Raw genomic sequence first — 16,138 nt, 5'->3', positions numbered from 1 at the left:
GGCCGGAGGGCGCTGTGTCCCTCCGGCCGGGCCGGCCGGTGTGTGTGCGGGTATCCGTCAGATCTCGCCGCGGAGCTTGGCGAGCGCCTCCGCGAGGATCGCCTCACCGTCGGCGTCGCTGCGGCGCTCCCGGACATAGGCGAGGTGGGTCTTGTACGGCTCGGTGCGCGGCGGGTCCGGCGGGCTGTCCCGGTCCTTGCCTGCCGGGAAACCACAGCGCGGGCAGTCCCAAGTGTCCGGAACCTGCGCATCGCCGGCGAAGCTGGGCTGCGTCTCGTGCCCGTTGGAGCACCAGAAGGAGATGCGGGTGCGCGGCGCGGACTCGCCGCGCTCGGCCTCCCCCATCGGCCCCGCCCCGACCCGACTTCCTCGGATCGCGTTGCCACTTGCCACGGTCGTAACTCCCTGCGTAATGGTGCTGCACAGCCTCTCGCAGCAGCTGCGCTGCGGAACGCCCCAGTCTACGTAAGGCCCAACGCGCGTCCAGTGGCTGGAGTTACCCGTCCGAGGACGCCTCCCTCATGATAGGCCGCGCCTCCGACGCTATGTCAGTTGCCGAGCTTCATCAGGATGCCGAGCACGACAATGCAGGCGAACCACAACAGGGCGATCACGATGGTGATGCGGTCGAGGTTACGCTCGGCGACCGAGGAGCCACCCACCGAGGACTGCATGCCGCCACCGAACATGTCGGACAGGCCGCCGCCCTTTCCCTTGTGCATGAGCACCAGCATCATCAGCAGCAGGCTGAAGACGATGAGGGCGATCGAGAACCCGATGACCACGGCTGGACCAACTCTCTAGGACTGACGGACGGACGTATGGATCACGATATCCGGAACAAATGGTGCGGGGCCGGGGGCGGTGCTGCTGCACCGGACCCGGCCCCGACAGGGTACGACGAGGGCTCCCCCTCGTCATAGCTGCTACTGGTCGCGGAAGCGGACGATCTTCACAAACTCGTCCGCATCCAGCGCCGCGCCGCCGATCAGCGCGCCGTCGACGTCGGGCTGCGACATGATCGCGGCGACATTGCCGGACTTGACCGAGCCGCCGTACTGGATGCGGACCTTGTCGGCCAGCTCCTGGCTGTAGAGCTCGGCGAGGCGGCCGCGGATGGCACCGCAGACCTCCTGCGCGTCCTCGGGGGTGGCGACCTCGCCGGTGCCGATGGCCCACACCGGCTCGTAGGCGATCACGATGGTCTCGGCCTGCTCGGCCGGGACGTCCGCCAGACCACCGTCGACCTGGGCGAGGGTGTGCGCGACCTGGTTGCCGGCCTTGCGGACGTCCAGGCCCTCACCGACGCACAGGATCGGGGTGAGGCCGTTACGGAAGGCGGCCTTGACCTTGGCGTTGCAGACCTCTTCGTTCTCGCAGTGGTACTGGCGGCGCTCGCTGTGGCCGACGGCCACGTACGTGCACTTGAGCTTGGCGAGCATCGGGCCGGAGATCTCACCGGTGTAGGCACCGGAGTCGTGCGCGGAGATGTCCTGGGCGCCGTACTTGATCTTGAGCTTGTCGCCGTCGACCAGCGTCTGCACCGACCGCAGGTCGGTGAAGGGCGGCAGGACCGCGACCTCTACGGCGTCGAAGTCCTTGTCGGCAAGGGCGAAGGCGAGCTTCTGGACGTGGGCGATGGCCTCGAGGTGGTTGAGGTTCATCTTCCAGTTGCCCGCCATCAGCGGGATGCGGCCGTTGTTAAGAGCGGTCACGTTGTTCAGTCCTCCAGTGCGGCGAGGCCGGGGAGCGTCTTGCCTTCGAGGTATTCGAGGCTGGCGCCACCGCCGGTCGAGATGTGGCCGAATGCGTTCTCGTCGAAGCCCAGCAGCCGCACGGCGGCGGCCGAGTCACCGCCACCGACGACGGTGAAGGCGTCCGAATCGAGCAGCGCCTGCGCGACGGCCTTGGTGCCGCCGGCGTAGTCGGGGTGCTCGAAGACGCCCATCGGGCCGTTCCAGAAGACGGTGCTCGCGTCGGCGAACTTCGCGGCGTAGAGCTCGCGGGTCTTCGGGCCGATGTCCAGGCCCTCCTGGTCGGCGGGGATGGCGTCAGCGGCGACGACCGTGGGGTGGGCCGGGGCCTTGGTCTTGAGGTCCGGGAACTCGGACGCAACCAGTACGTCGACGGGAAGCACGAACTCCACACCGCGCTTCTCGGCCCGCGCCAGGTACTCCTGGCAGGCCGGGACCTGGTCCTCCTGCAGCAGCGAGATGCCGACCTCGTAGCCCTTGGCCTTGAGGAAGGTGTACGCCATACCGCCGCCCACCAGGATGCGGTCGGCCTTCTCCAGCAGCTGGTCGATGACGGCCAGCTTGTCGGAGACCTTGGCGCCGCCGAGCGCGACGACGTAGGGGCGCTTGACGTCCTCGGTGAGCTTCTTCAGGACGCGGACCTCGGTGGCGATCAGATCACCGACGGCGTGCGGAAGGCGCTTGGGCAGGTCGTAGACGGAGGCGTGCTTACGGTGCACGGCACCGAAGCCGTCGCCCACGTACACGTCCGCGAGGGCGGCGAGCTGGTCGGCGAAGGCACCGCGCTCGGCATCGTCCTTGCTGGTCTCGCCCGGGTTGAAGCGAAGGTTCTCCAGCACGGCCACCTGGCCGTCGGCCAGGCCCGCGGTCACCGAGCGGGCGGACTCGCCGACCGTGTCGGTCGCGAACGCCACGGCCTGACCGAGGATTTCACCCAGCCGCTCGGCCGCGGGGGCCAGCGAGAAGGCCGGGTCCGGGGCACCCTTGGGGCGGCCCAGGTGGGAGGCGACGATCACCTTGGCGCCGCGCTCGACGAGCTTGGCGATCGTCGGGGCGACGGCGCGGATCCGGCCGTCGTCGGTGATGGTGGTGCCGTCCAGCGGCACGTTCAGGTCGGCGCGGACGAAGACCCGCTTACCGGCTACCTGGAGGTCGTCGATCGTCTTCATGAGGAGTGACTCCATCACATGGGTCGGTCGGTCGCGGAACGGGGCCCGTACGACGCCTCATTGCGTCGCACGAGCCCCGCTCCCACATCTCGGTGTCTCGGGTGTGAACCAGAGATCAGAGCTGGCCGCCGACGAAGGTGGTCAGGTCCACCAGGCGGTTGGAGTAGCCCCACTCGTTGTCGTACCAGCCGACGACCTTGACCTGCTTGCCCTGCGACATCGTGAGCTGGGAGTCGAAGGTGCAGGAGGCCGGGAAGTTCACGATGTCCGAGGAGACGATCGGGTCCTCGGTGTACTCGAGAATGCCCTTGAGCTGGCCTTCGGCGGCCTTCTGGAAGGCCGTGTTGATCTCTTCCTTGGTGACCTCGCGGTCGAGCTCCAGGACCAGGTCGGTGACCGAGCCGGTGGGGACGGGCACGCGCATGGCGATGCCGTCCAGCTTGCCCTTGAGCTGCGGGAGGACCAGGGCGGTGGCCTTGGCGGCACCCGTCGAGGTCGGGATGATGTTCTCCGCGGCGGCGCGGGCGCGGCGCAGGTCGCTGTGCGGGAAGTCCAGGATGCGCTGGTCGTTGGTGTACGCGTGGACCGTGGTCATCATGCCCTTGACGATGCCGAAGTTCTCGTCGAGAACCTTCGCCATCGGCGCCACACAGTTGGTGGTGCAGGAGGCGTTGGAGATGATGTTGTGCTTGGCCGCGTCGTACTTGTCCTGGTTGACGCCCATCACGATCGTGATGTCCTCGTCCTTGGCGGGCGCGGAGATCAGGACCTTCTTGGCGCCGGCCGCGAGGTGCTTCTCGGCGTCGGCCTTCTTGGTGAAGATGCCGGTCGACTCGATGACGATGTCGGCGCCGAGTTCCGCCCAGGGGAGCTTCGCCGGGTCGCGCTCGGCCATCGTCTTGAAGGTCTGGTTGCCGACCGTGATGCTGTCGTCGGTGTGGCTCACGGGCTGCTTGAGACGCCCCAGGATGGTGTCGTACTTCAGCAGGTGCACCAGGGTGGCGTTGTCGGTCAGGTCGTTGACACCGACGATCTCGATGTCCGCACCCTGCTCCAGGAGCGCGCGGAAGTAGTTACGACCAATGCGGCCGAATCCGTTGATGCCTACGCGGATCGTCACGAACCGATCTCCTCGTTGGTACGCCGGCGCAGTTACCGGCGAGCTGTATGGGATGTCCCCGACCGCTTCCGACCCTACCCCCTGCACGAGACGTACGTGACATTGACATCGACGGCCAAAGGTGCTCAAGTGAGCGGCCTTCAGCCCCTCTGACGACCGTCCGTACGTGCCTCCCTCAGCACGTCTGCAGAGAGCGGCGCCCCCGGCGCCCGGTGTGGGCGTCGGAGGCGCATACGGAGGAGGATCCGCTCCGGTTCAGCCGACCATGCCGTCGGCGAGTTCCTCGGCGAGGTTGGACTCGGTGCCGGGGATCCCGAGGTCCTGGGCCCGCTTGTCGGCCATCGCCAGCAGCCGCCGGATCCGGCCGGCGACGGCGTCCTTGGTCAGCGGCGGGTCGGCGAGGGCGCCCAGCTCCTCCAGCGAGGCCTGCTTGTGCTCCATGCGCAGGCGGCCGGCCGCCGCGAGGTGCTCGGGCACCTCCTCGCCCAGGATCTCCAGGGCCCGTTGCACCCGGGCGCCGGCCGCGACCGCGGCGCGTGCCGAGCGGCGGAGGTTGGCGTCGTCGAAGTTGGCGAGGCGGTTGGCCGTGGCGCGGACCTCGCGGCGCATCCGCCGCTCCTCCCACGCCAGCACCGACTCATGGGCGCCGAGCCGCGTCAGCAGCGCGCCGATCGCGTCACCGTCCCGGACGACGACGCGGTCCACCCCGCGCACCTCACGGGCCTTGGCGCCGATGCCGAGCCGGCGGGCGGCGCCGACCAGGGCGAGCGCCGCCTCGGGCCCGGGGCAGGTCACCTCCAGGGACGAGGAGCGGCCGGGCTCGGTCAGCGAGCCATGGGCGAGGAAGGCGCCGCGCCAGGCCGCCTCGGCATCGCAGGTCGCGCCGGAGACCACCTGTGGTGGCAGTCCGCGGATCGGACGGCCGCGGCCGTCCACCAGGCCGGTCTGGCGCGCCAGCTGATCGCCGCCGGCCACCACCCGTACGACATAGCGGCTGCCGCGCCGCAGGCCGCCGGGGGCCATCACCACCAGGTCGGAGCTGTGCCCGAAGATCTCCAGGATGTCCTTGCGCAGCCGCCGGGCGGCGATGCCCGTGTCCAGCTCCGCCTCGATCACGATGCGTCCGCTGACCAGGTGCAGACCGCCCGCGAACCGCAGGATCGACGAGACCTCCGACTTCCGGCAGCAGGTCCGGGTGACGGGGAGCCGGGAAATTTCATCCTTCACCGCTGCCGTCATCGCCATGGGCCGATCCTTCCATGCATCCGAAAAATACGGTCGTACGCGGCTGCCAGCAGCTCCGGGTCGTGCCGGTCGGGGGCTCCCCCGGCGCTCGACCGGGCGTCGTCTCCTTGTGCGGCGACCGCCGCCAGCTCGACCTCGCTGCCGACCAGCTGCTTGGCGGCAACCGTCAGTCCTTCGATGTCGGGCACGGCGGCCTTGTCGGCCAGCACCACGTCGAAGGCGAGTTTAGGGGCGTGTCGGGCCAAAACCTCCAAATGACGCTGCGGGGAGAAGCCATCGGTTTCGCCCGGTTGGGGCGCAAGGTTGAGCGAAAGGACTTTTCGGGCCTTGGTCTCCTCCAGTGCCTCGCGCAGCTCCGGCACCAGCAGATGCGGGATCACGGAGGAGAACCAGGAGCCCGGTCCGAGCACCACCCAATCGGCGTCACGCACCGCACAGGCCGCCTCGGGGACGGCCGGCGGGTCCTCGGGAACCACATGGACGGACTGCACCTCGCCGCGGGTGAGCGCGACGGTGGCCTGGCCACGGACCGTGGTGATCGCGTCCGGACGGCCCGGTTCATGACCCTTGACCTGGGCCTGGAGCTCCAGGGGTACCGCCGACATGGGCAGCACCCGGCCGTGCGCGCCGAGCAGTTTGCCGACCAGGTCGAGCGCCTGGACATGGTCGCCGAGCTGCTCCCACAGCGCGACGATCAGCAGGTTGCCGACCGCGTGGTCGTGCAGCTCGCCCTCGCTCTCGAAGCGGTGCTGGATCACCCGGGACCAGGTCTGGCCCCAGTCGTCGTCGCCGCACAGCGCGGCCAGCGCCTTGCGCAGATCGCCGGGCGGCAGGACGCCCAGCTCGTCGCGGAGGCGGCCGCTGGACCCGCCGTCGTCGGCGACCGTGACCACGGCCGTCAGGTCACCGGTGATGCGGCGCAGTGCGGTCAGTGAGGCGGACAGGCCCATGCCTCCGCCCAGTGCCACCACCTTGGGGGTGGCCCCCTTCGCCATACGGCCGCTGGGGACGAGTCGCCGGACCCGGCGCAGCCGTGGTGCCCGCCCGCTCACTCGCGCCCCATGTCCCGGTGGACGACGACGGTTTCCACTCCTTCGGACACCAGACGGCGCGCGAGCTTCTCGGACATCGCGACACTGCGGTGCTTGCCGCCCGTGCAGCCCACGGCGATGGTCACATAGCGCTTGCCCTCACGGCGGTAGCCCTCGGCGACGATCCTCAGCAGCTCGGCATAGCCGTCCAGGAACTCCTTGGAGCCCGGCTGGCTGAAGACGTAGTTGGAGACCTCGTCGTTGAGACCGGTGAAGGGGCGCAGCTCGGGGACCCAGTGCGGGTTGGGGATGAAGCGGCAGTCGATGACCATGTCGGCGTCGACCGGCAGGCCGTACTTGAAGCCGAAGGACATGACCGTGGCGCGCAGCTCGGGGACCTCCTCGCCGGCGAACTGGGCGTCCATCTTGGCGCGCAGTTCGTGGACGTTGAGGCTGGAGGTGTCGATGACCAGGTCGGCGTCGCCGCGCAGCTCACGCAGCAGATCGCGCTCGGCATCGATGCCGTCGACGATCCGGCCGTCGCCCTGGAGGGGGTGCGGGCGGCGCACCGACTCGAAGCGGCGCACCAGGGCCTCGTCGGAGGACTCCAGGAAGACGATGCGGCGCTTGACGTTCTGCCCGTCGAGGGTGGCCAGCGACTCCTTGAGGTTGGCGAAGAAGCGGCGGCCGCGGACGTCGACGACGACCGCGATCCGGGCGACGTTGCCCTGCGAGCGGGCGCCCAGCTCGACCATCGGCGCGATCAGCTCGGGCGGGATGTTGTCGACGACGAACCAGCCGAGGTCCTCCAGACACTTGGCGGCCGTACTGCGGCCGGCGCCGGACATCCCGGAGATGATCACCAACTCGGGGATCGCGGCACTCTCGCCCTGGTCGGTCGTGCCCGTACTCACCTGTGCACCGTCTCTCTCGGTTTCCTGCGCTTCGTCCGGTGTACTCATCGTTCCTGCCCCCGTTCTGCCGACAACGCGGCCGGTGGGGCCCCGTCATCCTCAATGATCTCTCCTGTGGCGGTATTCACCGCGGGGGCGGTCGGTGCCGCCCCGGCCAGTGCCGCGGCGACCGTCTCCGCGGTCTTGCGGCCGACGCCCGGGACCGCGCAGATCTCGTCGATCGTCGCGGCCCGCAGCTTCTTCACCGAGCCGAAATGCTTGAGCAGTGCCTGGCGGCGGGTGTCGCCCAGTCCGGCGACCGCGTCGAGCGGCGAGGACTTCAGCCGCTTGGTGCGCTTGCTGCGCTGGTAGGTGATGGCGAAGCGGTGCGCCTCGTCGCGGACGCGCTGGAGGAGGTAGAGGCCCTCGCTGCTGCGCGGCAGCACGACGGGGTCGTCGTCCTCGGGCAGCCAGACCTCTTCGAGGCGCTTGGCCAGGCCGCACACGGCGACATCGTCGATGCCGAGCTCGTCCAGGGCCCGGCGGGCGGCCGCGACCTGCGGGGCACCGCCGTCGACGACCACGAGCTGGGGCGGGTAGGCGAACCGCTTGGGGCGGCCGTCCTCGTCGGTCGGGCGGCCGGCCATGGGGTCCGGCTCCAGGTCGTCGGCGCGCACCGGGACCGTGCCGGTACCGGGTGTGACGCCGTTGTCGTCCAGGCGGGCGTCGTCGGCCGGCTCCTCCGTCCACTCGCCGGACTTCTGCTTCTCCTGGAGGTAGCGCTTGAAGCGGCGGCCGATGACCTCGTGCATGGACCGGACATCGTCCTGGCCCTGGAAGGTCTTGATCTGGAAGCGGCGGTATTCGCTCTTCCGGGCGAGACCGTCCTCGAACACCACCATCGAGGCGACGACGTCATCGCCCTGGAGGTGGGAGATGTCGAAGCACTCGATGCGCAGCGGCACCGCATCCAGGCCGAGGGCCTCGGCGATCTCCTCCAGGGCGCGGGAGCGGGTGGTGAGGTCGGAGGCGCGCTTGGTCTTGTGCAGCGCCAGGGACTGCTGGGCGTTGCGGCCGACCGTGGCCATCAGGTCCTTCTTGTCGCCGCGCTGCGGGATGCGCAGCGAGACCTGGGAGCCGCGGCGCTGGGAGAGCCACTGCGCGACCGGCTCGACGGGCTCGGGGAGCGCCGGGACCAGGACCTCCTTGGGCACGGCGTCGCCCTGCTCCTCGCCGTACAGCTGCTGGAGGGCGTGCTCGACGAGACCGCTGGTGGTGACGGCCTCGACCTTGTCCGTCACCCAGCCGCGCTGGCCGCGCACCCGGCCGCCGCGGACGTGGAAGATCTGGACGGCGGCTTCGAGTTCGTCCTCGGCGACGGCGATCAGGTCGGCGTCGGTGGCGTCGGCGAGCACCACGGCGCTCTTCTCCATGGCCCGCCTGAGCGCGCCTACGTCGTCACGCAGCCGGGCGGCGCGTTCGTACTCCATCTCCTCGGCGGCCTCCTGCATCCGGCGCTCCAGGCGGCGGATGTAGGCGCCGGTGCGGCCGGCCATGAAGTCGCAGAATTCCTCGGCGAGTTCGCGGTGTTCCTCGGCGGAGACCCGCCCGACGCAGGGGGCCGAGCACTTGCCGATGTAGCCGAGCAGGCAGGGGCGGCCGATCTGGGCGGAGCGCTTGAAGACACCGGCGGAGCACGTCCGCACCGGGAAGACGCGCAGCATCAGGTCGACGGTCTCGCGGATGGCCCAGGCGTGGCCGTACGGACCGAAGTAGCGCACGCCCTTCTTCTTGGCGCCGCGCATGACCTGGGCGCGCGGGAACTCCTCGTTGAGGGTCACCGCGAGGTACGGATAGCTCTTGTCGTCGCGGTACTTGACGTTGAAACGCGGGTCGAACTCCTTGATCCAGCTGTATTCGAGCTGGAGCGCCTCGACCTCGGTGGAGACGACGGTCCACTCCACGGAGGCCGCGGTGGTGACCATCGTGCGGGTGCGCGGATGGAGGCCGGCCAGGTCCTGGAAGTAGTTGGCCAGGCGCTGGCGCAGGCTCTTGGCCTTGCCGACGTAGATGACCCGGCCGTGTTCGTCGCGGAACTTATAGACCCCCGGCGAGTCGGGGATCTGTCCCGGCTTGGGTCGATAGCTGCTGGGGTCTGCCATGCACACCACCCTACTGACCGCGACCGACAATCACCGTTCCCGGACCCTCCCCGTTCCCGTACCGGCGGCGTCGGCCTGAGGGCCCGGCCCGCCGCTCCGCCGCCACCGACTGCGGCCCGGCCCGCGGCGTGGCGACGGTGGGCGCAGCGGGCGGCGGAACCCGCCGGACGGGAGATATCCGGCGGTCCGGAGGGCCGGAAGGTGCGGTGCCCGGACCGGAGCGGGCAGGAACCGGGCGACGGTCACCGTGGCCGGCCTCCCAGGGGCGAGTGGCACGTGCCGCGCCCCTCTTGCGGGAGGGTGCGCAACGGCGCGCGCGAGGTAGCAGATCAGCGCAAGGGAGCGGAAGGGGAGCTTCCGGCCAGCCCTCCCGCCAGGAAGGGACGGCAAGGATGCGACGGCCTGTCAACGCCCGCACGGAACACCGGGATCCGTCGCACCTCCATGCGCGGGCCGGGGGCAAATACCGTCAATTCCGGTAGTCGATCTCGTGGATGATCAACGGAATGACGCGGAAGTGGGTGCCGCGTGCGGCGCGGCTCGGCAACTCTGTCCGCGTGACTGCTGAACGCGTCCCCACGCCTGCCGGTACCGCGCGTGCCCGGTCCACGGCGCACGGGCACCCCGCCGGGCTCCGGCAGCGCGCGGGGGACGGACCGGCCGCGCCGGACCGGCGAGCGCCGCTCCCTCCCGGGCCGGGGACCTGCCGGGGGCTGCGGTGACGGCCCCGGAGGGCGGGCAGGCCGCCCTGCGCAAGGCCGGCCGGCGGGCCCGGCGGCTGGACGCACGGGATCCGCTGGCGCCGTTCCTCGGCCGTTTCGCGCCGGTGCCGGAGGGCCGGCTGTACCTCGACGGCGGGTCGCTGGGCCGGCTGCCGGCCGCCACCCCGGCGCTGCTGGACCGGGTGGTGCGCGGCGACCGGGGCGGGCGGCTCGGGCCGGCCGGTACGCAGTGGCGGGACCTGCCGCAGCGGATCGGCGACCGGATGGCCGAGACCGTGCTCGGCGCCCGGCCGGGCGAGGTGGTGGCCGGCGACTCCACTGACGTCAACCTCTACAAGCTGACGGTCGCCGCGCTGGCGGCGCGCCGCGGCCGGCGGACCGTGGTGGTGGACGACGACAACTCCCCCACCGATCGCGATGTCGTGGCCGGGGTCGCCGCCGAGCACGAGCAGGCGCTGCGCACCGTGCACACGCACCCGGACGCCGGGCTCGACATGGAAACGCTGCGGGCCGCGGTGGACGAGGACGTCGCGGTGGTCGTGCTGCCCCTGGTCTCGCCCCGCTCGGGCGCGCTGCTCGACATGGCCGAGGTGCACGAGATCGCGCATGCGCAGGGGGCGCTGGTGCTGTGGGACCTCAGCCACGCGGTGGGCGCGGTGGACCTCCAACTGACCGCCACCGGGGCCGATATGGCGGTCGCCGCCACGTGCGGGCATCTGATGGCGGGACCCGGGTGCCCGGCGCTGCTGTACGTACGGCGGGAGCTGCAGCCGTGCGCCGGGCGGCCGGTGCACGGCGGGTACGGGCATCGCGAGCAGCTCGCCATGCGGCCCCGGTACGACCCCGATCCGGCCGTCCGGCGCTTTCTGACCGGTACCCCGCCCGCGCTCTCGCTGGTCGCCGCGGAGCCCGCACTGGATCTGCTGGCCGAGGCGGGGATGGCCGCGGTACACGCCAAGAGCCGGGCGCTGACCGGGTTCCTGGCGGAGCTGGCCGGGGCCGTGCTGGAGCCGTGCGGGCTGCGTCCGGCGGGACCCGCCGTCCCGGAGCGGCGTGGCTCCCATGTCGCCTACCGGCATCCGCAGGCCGGGAAGCTGGTACCGGCGCTGGCCGAGGCGGAGTTGTTCGTGGATTACCTCCCCCCGGACCGGGTGCGCCTCTCCCCCGGGCCGCTGTCGACCCGCTTTGCGGATGTCGTGGAGGCGGTGCGGCGGTTCCGGGAGGTGTTGACCGGCTTCGGCACGGACGGCTCACGGTGCCCTCCCGCGGGGACCTACCGGAGGGGCCTGTGAGCCGAGGTGTCCAGGTCAGCGGGCGTCGCGGCCGGAGGACACCCCCCCACCCCCGAACCCACCCCCGCCCCCTCCCCCCGAAGGGGGAGGAGGGGGAGGGGGCGGGGGAAGACCTGCCCGCCGCACGGACGGCATGCGACGGACAGGCGGACCGGTCAGCCGCTGCGCCGCCTGCGCAGCGCCGCCGAGGCGGACAGTGCCAGCGCGAGCAGGGCGGCGGCGCCCGCCACGGTCGTGGCGGCGGTCACCGGCAGGCTGTCGCCCGCGAGCGCACCCGCCGCGACAGGCCGCCGGGTCTCGGGCTCCCGGGCCTGGGGCTCCCGGGCCTCGGCCGCCGGCCCGTAACCGCCGGCCTCGCCACGCTTGTCGTACGCGGAGCCGGGGAGCTTGTCCCCGTAGGCCTGCGCCACCCGTTTCCGGTAGGCGGTGACGGTGGTGCCGTGCGCGCCGACGGCCTTGCGGGCGTCGGCGTCCAGCGGCTCGATCCGGTCGCCGTGCTGCACGTACCAGGCGTCGGTCTGCGGCTCACGGAAGACCGTGCCGTCCTTCGCCCGGGCGGCCCCGGCCGCGGTGTAACGGGTCTCGTCGTCGCCGGCGGCGATGTTGACGACCTTCCAGGCGGCGCCCCGTCGTGCGGTCCACACCGAAGCCGTGCGGCCGTCGCCCGCGACGGCCTTGCTGGCGAGGAACTCCAGGCGGGCGACGGGAGCACCGTCCCGGCCGCGGACGAAGTCCGGTGACAGGACGTAGACGGGGACGGTGCCGCCCTCGATGTGCGGCGCGGCCTGCGCGGTGCCGGGAGCCACGGCGGGCGCGCCGCTGCGCTTCCGGTCGGCCGCGAAGAACCGGGCGAGGGTCTCCAGGGTCGCGGGGTCGGTGGCCGCCGCGTGCGCGGCGGTGACGCTCGCAAGGGCCGGGGTCCGGGGCACGGGAACGGATGCGGCCAGGGCGAGCTGCGGGGCGAGGCCGAGGAGGGCCATGGCGGACGTGCCGGTGGCGACGGCGCGAAGGGCGGTGCGGACGGCGGTGCGCTTCGTCATGACCTCAGGCTCCTATCCGGTACAGGGAGTGTGTCCAGGAGAAGGAGCTGCCGTTCACGTAGTAGTCGAAATCGCCCCAGTTGTAGCGATTGTTGGTCGCCCATGGATCACCCCAGTACACCCAGTGGCGATCCGTGTCATATCCGTAGATCACATGCATGTGGCCACCGCCGGAGGACCACTGGATCCGGGTCTCGACGGGCCGGCCGGCGTCGATCTCGCTCTGCACGGTGTCGTAGCGGAGCCAACCGGTCACATAGGAGCCGGAGTTGATGCCCATCCAGTCGAAGGCGTTCTGCACATTGCCGAGGGTGGCCTGGTCGTTGGGGCAGGCGGTGCCCTGCTGGCGGCCGAAGGCGGCGTTGCAGAACTGGTTCTGGCTGTAGTTCCTGCCGTACCAGGCCGCGATGGTGTTGCCGGAGCCCGCCCAGCACCAGTTGGTCTGCTCCTGGGCCTGCATGGAGATGCCGAGGGGGTTGGCGGCGCGCGGTGCGGCGGCCGGGTGCGTGGTGGCGGCGGTGTGCGCCGGGGGCGCGAGGGGGGTGGCCGAGGCGACGGTCGCCCCGGTGAGCGTGGTCAGTGCAGTGGCGGTGAGCACCGCGGCCGACAGCCATCTGCCGCGGGAACGGCGTGCGTGGGGTGCACGGGTCATGTGGCGTTCCTCCCGAACTGGGGGGTGAGGGGGAGAGGAGCGCATCCGGATGCTGATGTGGAGCATCAGGTGTTGTCGCAGGCAGGTCAACACGCTTCAATGCGGTGTGACATGAGGGGTGTGGACGGACCGCCCCACATGTGAACGGCCGGTGCCCGGCGTACTGCAGTGAACAGGCAGGCAGAGCGTGCAGCGTGCGATCCGGTTGTGAACGTTCACCGCGCGCCGGAGGAATGAGGCAATGGCACAGAGCACCCCCCGGTCGGCCGAGCTGGCCCAGCTGCTGCGGACCGGCCCGTTCCATCTCGCACTGCGCTCCGCCCTCACCGAGCGGGGTCTCGCCCTCACCCGCGTCCAGCACAAGCTCGCCCAGCGTGGCATCACCATCGGGGTGACCAGCCTGAGTTACTGGCAGCAGGGCGCCCGGCGGCCGCAGCGCCCCGAGTCGCTGCGGGCGGTGCGCGCCCTGGAGGAAGTCCTCGAACTGCCGGCGTACTCGCTGCACCGGCTGCTGGTGCCGGAGGGCGGCGCCCGCCCCGAGGCCGAGCGGCCGCCCGCCCGCTCGTACCGTTCGCTGATGGCGCCCGCCACCGCACTGCAGCAGCTGTTCGGCGAGCTGGAGGCCCCCGCGGACGGCGGACTGCACACCGTGGGCCATCACGAGCGGGTCCGCATCGGCCCCGGGCGCCGGCTCCGCGCACGCGAATCGCTCCAGGTGGTCCGCGCCCACCGGGACGGCGTGGACCGCTATGTCGCCATCCACCGGGGCGACCCTGGCTGCGATCCGTCCCGGGTGCGGGTGCGGGCCGCGGAGAACTGCCGGCTGGGCCGGGTGCGCGGGCACGCCGAGGCCGGGGTAGTGGTCGCCGAGCTGCTCTTCGACGCCCGGCTGCGGGCCGGTGACACCCATGTCTTCGGCTATGTCTTCGAGGACGGCAGCGGCGGCCCGAGTACGGAGTATCTGCGCGGCTTCAGCTTCGCCGGCGGCCAGTACGTCCTGCAGGTGCGCTTCGACGAGGCGGCGCTGCCGGTGCGCTGTGCCCGCTTCGCCCAGACCTCGGCGGGCGCACCGCGCAGCGGCCGGCAGGAGCTGACGCTCAACGGGCACCGCGCCGTGCACCTCGTGGAGCAGGGCGTACGGCCCGGGATACTGGGCATCGCCTGGGACTGGGGGTAGGCCCCCGGGGTGGCGCCGGCGGGGCCGGGGCCTCAGCCCGCGATCAGCTTGCCGTCCTTGGCCTTGACCGGGACCTCGGGCAGCGGCTCGGACGCCGGGCCCTGGACGACCTTGCCGGTGGTGACGTCGAAGCGGCTGCCGTGGCAGGGGCAGCTGCCCTCCTTCTTCTCGACCTCGGCCAGGATGCAGCCGGCATGGGTGCACTTGGCGCTGAAGCACTTGTAGGTGCCCTTGGCGGGCTGTGAGACGACGAGCCGGTCCTCCCGGTAGAGCTTGGCGCCGCCGACCGGCACCTCGGCGGCGGCTCCGAGATCGACCGGCTCGGCGGGCACCGCAGCGGCGTTCGCGCCCGAGTCCGCCGGCGAGCAGGCCGCCAGACCGAAGCCGGCGGCGCCGGCCAGCGCGGCCCCCCGCAGCACGGTTCGGCGGGCGGGGGACTGGCTCATGGCTGCTCCAGAGGTCACGGCATCAGTGGCTGGCGGCTCCTGACGATACCGCCACAGATCGGTCCGCCTCGGACCGGGCCGGGCGCCCCCGCAGCAGGTCCTGCTCGATCTCCTCCAGGCTGCGGCCCTTGGTCTCCGGCAGCAGCCGGTGCACGAAGAGGAACGCCAGCAGGGTCGTACCGGCGAAGAACAGGAAGTTGATCCCCGCGCCCCAGGCGTGCAGCAGCGACGGGAAGACCAGCGCCACGACCATGTTGAACAGCCAGTTGAAGAGCACGCACAGGCCGACCGCGGCCGCCCGGATCCGCATCGGGAACAGCTCGGGCAGCATCACCCACTGCACCGGACCCCAGGAGATCGCGAAGGACGCGATGTAGAGCGCGATCCCCAGGAGGGTGAGCACCGACAGCAGCGCGCCGTAGCCGAGCCCGGAGAGATTGGTGACGGCCAGCAGCACCATCGCCGCACACATGCCCAGCGCGCCGAACAGCAGCAGCGGCTTGCGGCCCTTGCGGTCGATGAGCCGCATCGCCGGGAGCGTCATCAGCATGTTGAGGAGGCCGATGCCGACGTTGGCGAGGATCGCGCCGTTCGAGCCGAATCCGATGTCGGTGAGCAGGGTCGGCGCGTAGTAAATGATCGTGTTGATACCGACGAAGTTCTGGAAGAGGACCAGCAGCATCCCCACGACGAACACCGGACGCAGCTGCGGCGACAACAGCCGCCGCAGCGTCAGCGGTTCGCTCTGCTCCCGCTCGGTGCGCTCGGCCCGCTCGATCTCGGCCAGCTCCTCCCCCGCCGCGCCGGCATCGCCGCGCAGCCGGGTCAGCACCGTACGGGCCTCGTCGGTGCGGCCCTTGCCCACCAGCCACCGCGGGCTCTCCGGCTGGGTGATGATGCCCAGCGCCAGGATGGCGGCCGGGACGACGCCCAGGCCGATCATCCAGCGCCAGGCCTCGGCATCGGCCAGCAGATAGTCGGTGACGTAGGCGACGAAGATGCCGACCGTGACCAGCAGTTGCATCAGGGACGTCAGCCCGCCGCGCACCTGCTTGGGCGCGAGTTCGGTGAGGTAGAGCGGGACGACGACGGAGGCGATGCCGACGCCGATGCCGATCACGAACCGGAAGGTGATCAGTGTGGCGGGGCCGAGGGCGAAGGAGGCGCCGAGTGTGCCGAGGATGAAGACCCCGGAGGCCGCGAGGATCAGCCGGCGGCGTCCCCAGGAGTCGCAGAGCCGGCCGGAGAGGCCCGCGCCGAGCATGGCGCCCACCAGGAGGCCGGAGACGACCAGGCCCTCCAGGAGCGGGGTGAGGGCGATGTCGTTCTTGATGAAGAGCATGGCGCCGGAGATGACCCCGGTGTCATAGCCCCACAGGATGCCGCCGAGGGCTCCGAAGACCCAGATCAGTGCGTTCTTGATGCGTGCGGGCAC

15 protein-coding genes are annotated in these 16,138 nt (G+C 71.2%); 2 read left to right on the top strand and 13 right to left on the bottom strand.

Going from position 1 to position 16,138, the window contains the following annotated elements:
• Positions 1–57: 57 nt before the first annotated feature.
• The 9 genes from ACWGI6_RS33085 to uvrC form a co-directional block, all read right to left on the bottom strand.
• Positions 58–393 (bottom strand): RNA polymerase-binding protein RbpA, encoded by a 336-nt coding sequence (locus ACWGI6_RS33085; protein ID WP_006606296.1) that lies wholly within the window; start codon positions 391–393, stop codon positions 58–60.
• 155 nt (positions 394–548) lie between these two features.
• The gene (gene secG, locus ACWGI6_RS33080; protein ID WP_189099770.1) at positions 549–785 is read right to left on the bottom strand and encodes a preprotein translocase subunit SecG; all 237 of its coding nucleotides are present in this window, start codon (positions 783–785) and stop codon (positions 549–551) included.
• Positions 786–926: 141 nt separating this feature from the next.
• The gene (tpiA, locus tag ACWGI6_RS33075; RefSeq protein ID WP_453270926.1) at positions 927–1,682 is read right to left on the bottom strand and encodes a triose-phosphate isomerase; all 756 of its coding nucleotides are present in this window, start codon (positions 1,680–1,682) and stop codon (positions 927–929) included.
• Positions 1,683–1,720: 38 nt separating this feature from the next.
• A complete protein-coding gene (locus ACWGI6_RS33070; RefSeq protein WP_453270924.1) occupies positions 1,721–2,923 on the bottom strand; it encodes a phosphoglycerate kinase in 1,203 nt (400 codons plus the stop codon).
• A 115-nt stretch (positions 2,924–3,038) separates the two neighbouring features.
• Positions 3,039–4,043, bottom strand: a complete 1,005-nt coding sequence (gene gap, locus ACWGI6_RS33065; protein ID WP_393909076.1) for a type I glyceraldehyde-3-phosphate dehydrogenase — start codon at positions 4,041–4,043, stop codon at positions 3,039–3,041.
• A gap of 255 nt (positions 4,044–4,298) precedes the next feature.
• Positions 4,299–5,288, bottom strand: coding sequence for a DNA-binding protein WhiA (gene whiA, locus ACWGI6_RS33060; RefSeq protein ID WP_393909075.1), 990 nt, complete (start codon positions 5,286–5,288; stop codon positions 4,299–4,301).
• The gene (locus tag ACWGI6_RS33055; protein ID WP_453270923.1) at positions 5,279–6,340 is read right to left on the bottom strand and encodes a gluconeogenesis factor YvcK family protein; all 1,062 of its coding nucleotides are present in this window, start codon (positions 6,338–6,340) and stop codon (positions 5,279–5,281) included. Before ACWGI6_RS33055 ends, whiA begins: the two co-directional genes overlap by 10 nt.
• Positions 6,337–7,281, bottom strand: a complete 945-nt coding sequence (rapZ, locus tag ACWGI6_RS33050) for an RNase adapter RapZ (RefSeq protein ID WP_453270922.1) — start codon at positions 7,279–7,281, stop codon at positions 6,337–6,339. The genes ACWGI6_RS33055 and rapZ overlap by 4 nt, the downstream gene beginning before the upstream one ends.
• On the bottom strand, positions 7,278–9,374 hold the full coding sequence (gene uvrC, locus ACWGI6_RS33045) for an excinuclease ABC subunit UvrC (RefSeq protein ID WP_453270921.1): 2,097 nt from the start codon (positions 9,372–9,374) through the stop codon (positions 7,278–7,280). Before uvrC ends, rapZ begins: the two co-directional genes overlap by 4 nt.
• Positions 9,375–10,092: 718 nt before the next feature.
• Here uvrC and ACWGI6_RS33040 point away from each other — a divergent pair.
• Entirely contained in the window at positions 10,093–11,388 is a 1,296-nt protein-coding gene (locus tag ACWGI6_RS33040; protein WP_453270920.1) for an aminotransferase class V-fold PLP-dependent enzyme, read from the top strand.
• 155 nt (positions 11,389–11,543) lie between these two features.
• On the opposite strand, the gene ACWGI6_RS33035 is transcribed toward ACWGI6_RS33040, so the two are convergent.
• Together ACWGI6_RS33035 and ACWGI6_RS33030 are read right to left on the bottom strand one after the other, a co-directional pair.
• Positions 11,544–12,428 carry a hypothetical protein gene (locus ACWGI6_RS33035; RefSeq protein ID WP_453270919.1) on the bottom strand — a complete coding sequence of 295 codons (885 nt, stop codon included), beginning with the start codon at positions 12,426–12,428 and terminating at the stop codon, positions 11,544–11,546.
• A 4-nt stretch (positions 12,429–12,432) separates the two neighbouring features.
• A complete protein-coding gene (locus ACWGI6_RS33030; RefSeq protein WP_453270918.1) occupies positions 12,433–13,080 on the bottom strand; it encodes a papain-like cysteine protease family protein in 648 nt (215 codons plus the stop codon).
• 241 nt (positions 13,081–13,321) lie between these two features.
• Between ACWGI6_RS33030 and ACWGI6_RS33025 the strand changes: the two genes are divergently transcribed.
• Positions 13,322–14,257, top strand: coding sequence for a hypothetical protein (locus ACWGI6_RS33025; RefSeq protein WP_453270917.1), 936 nt, complete (start codon positions 13,322–13,324; stop codon positions 14,255–14,257).
• 32 nt (positions 14,258–14,289) lie between these two features.
• Here ACWGI6_RS33025 and ACWGI6_RS33020 read toward each other — a convergent pair whose 3' ends face one another.
• Complete coding sequence (locus ACWGI6_RS33020) at positions 14,290–14,703, bottom strand: Rieske (2Fe-2S) protein (RefSeq protein ID WP_453270916.1); 414 nt, start codon at positions 14,701–14,703, stop codon at positions 14,290–14,292.
• A 22-nt stretch (positions 14,704–14,725) separates the two neighbouring features.
• Positions 14,726–16,138: a sugar porter family MFS transporter gene (locus ACWGI6_RS33015; RefSeq protein ID WP_453270915.1), complete on the bottom strand. Its 1,413-nt coding sequence runs from the start codon at positions 16,136–16,138 to the stop codon at positions 14,726–14,728.

It is taken from the genome of Streptomyces sp. NPDC054786 (assembly GCF_053611685.1).
Note: the sequence above shows the minus strand (reverse complement) of the source record. Positions and strands in the feature narration are given on the sequence as shown.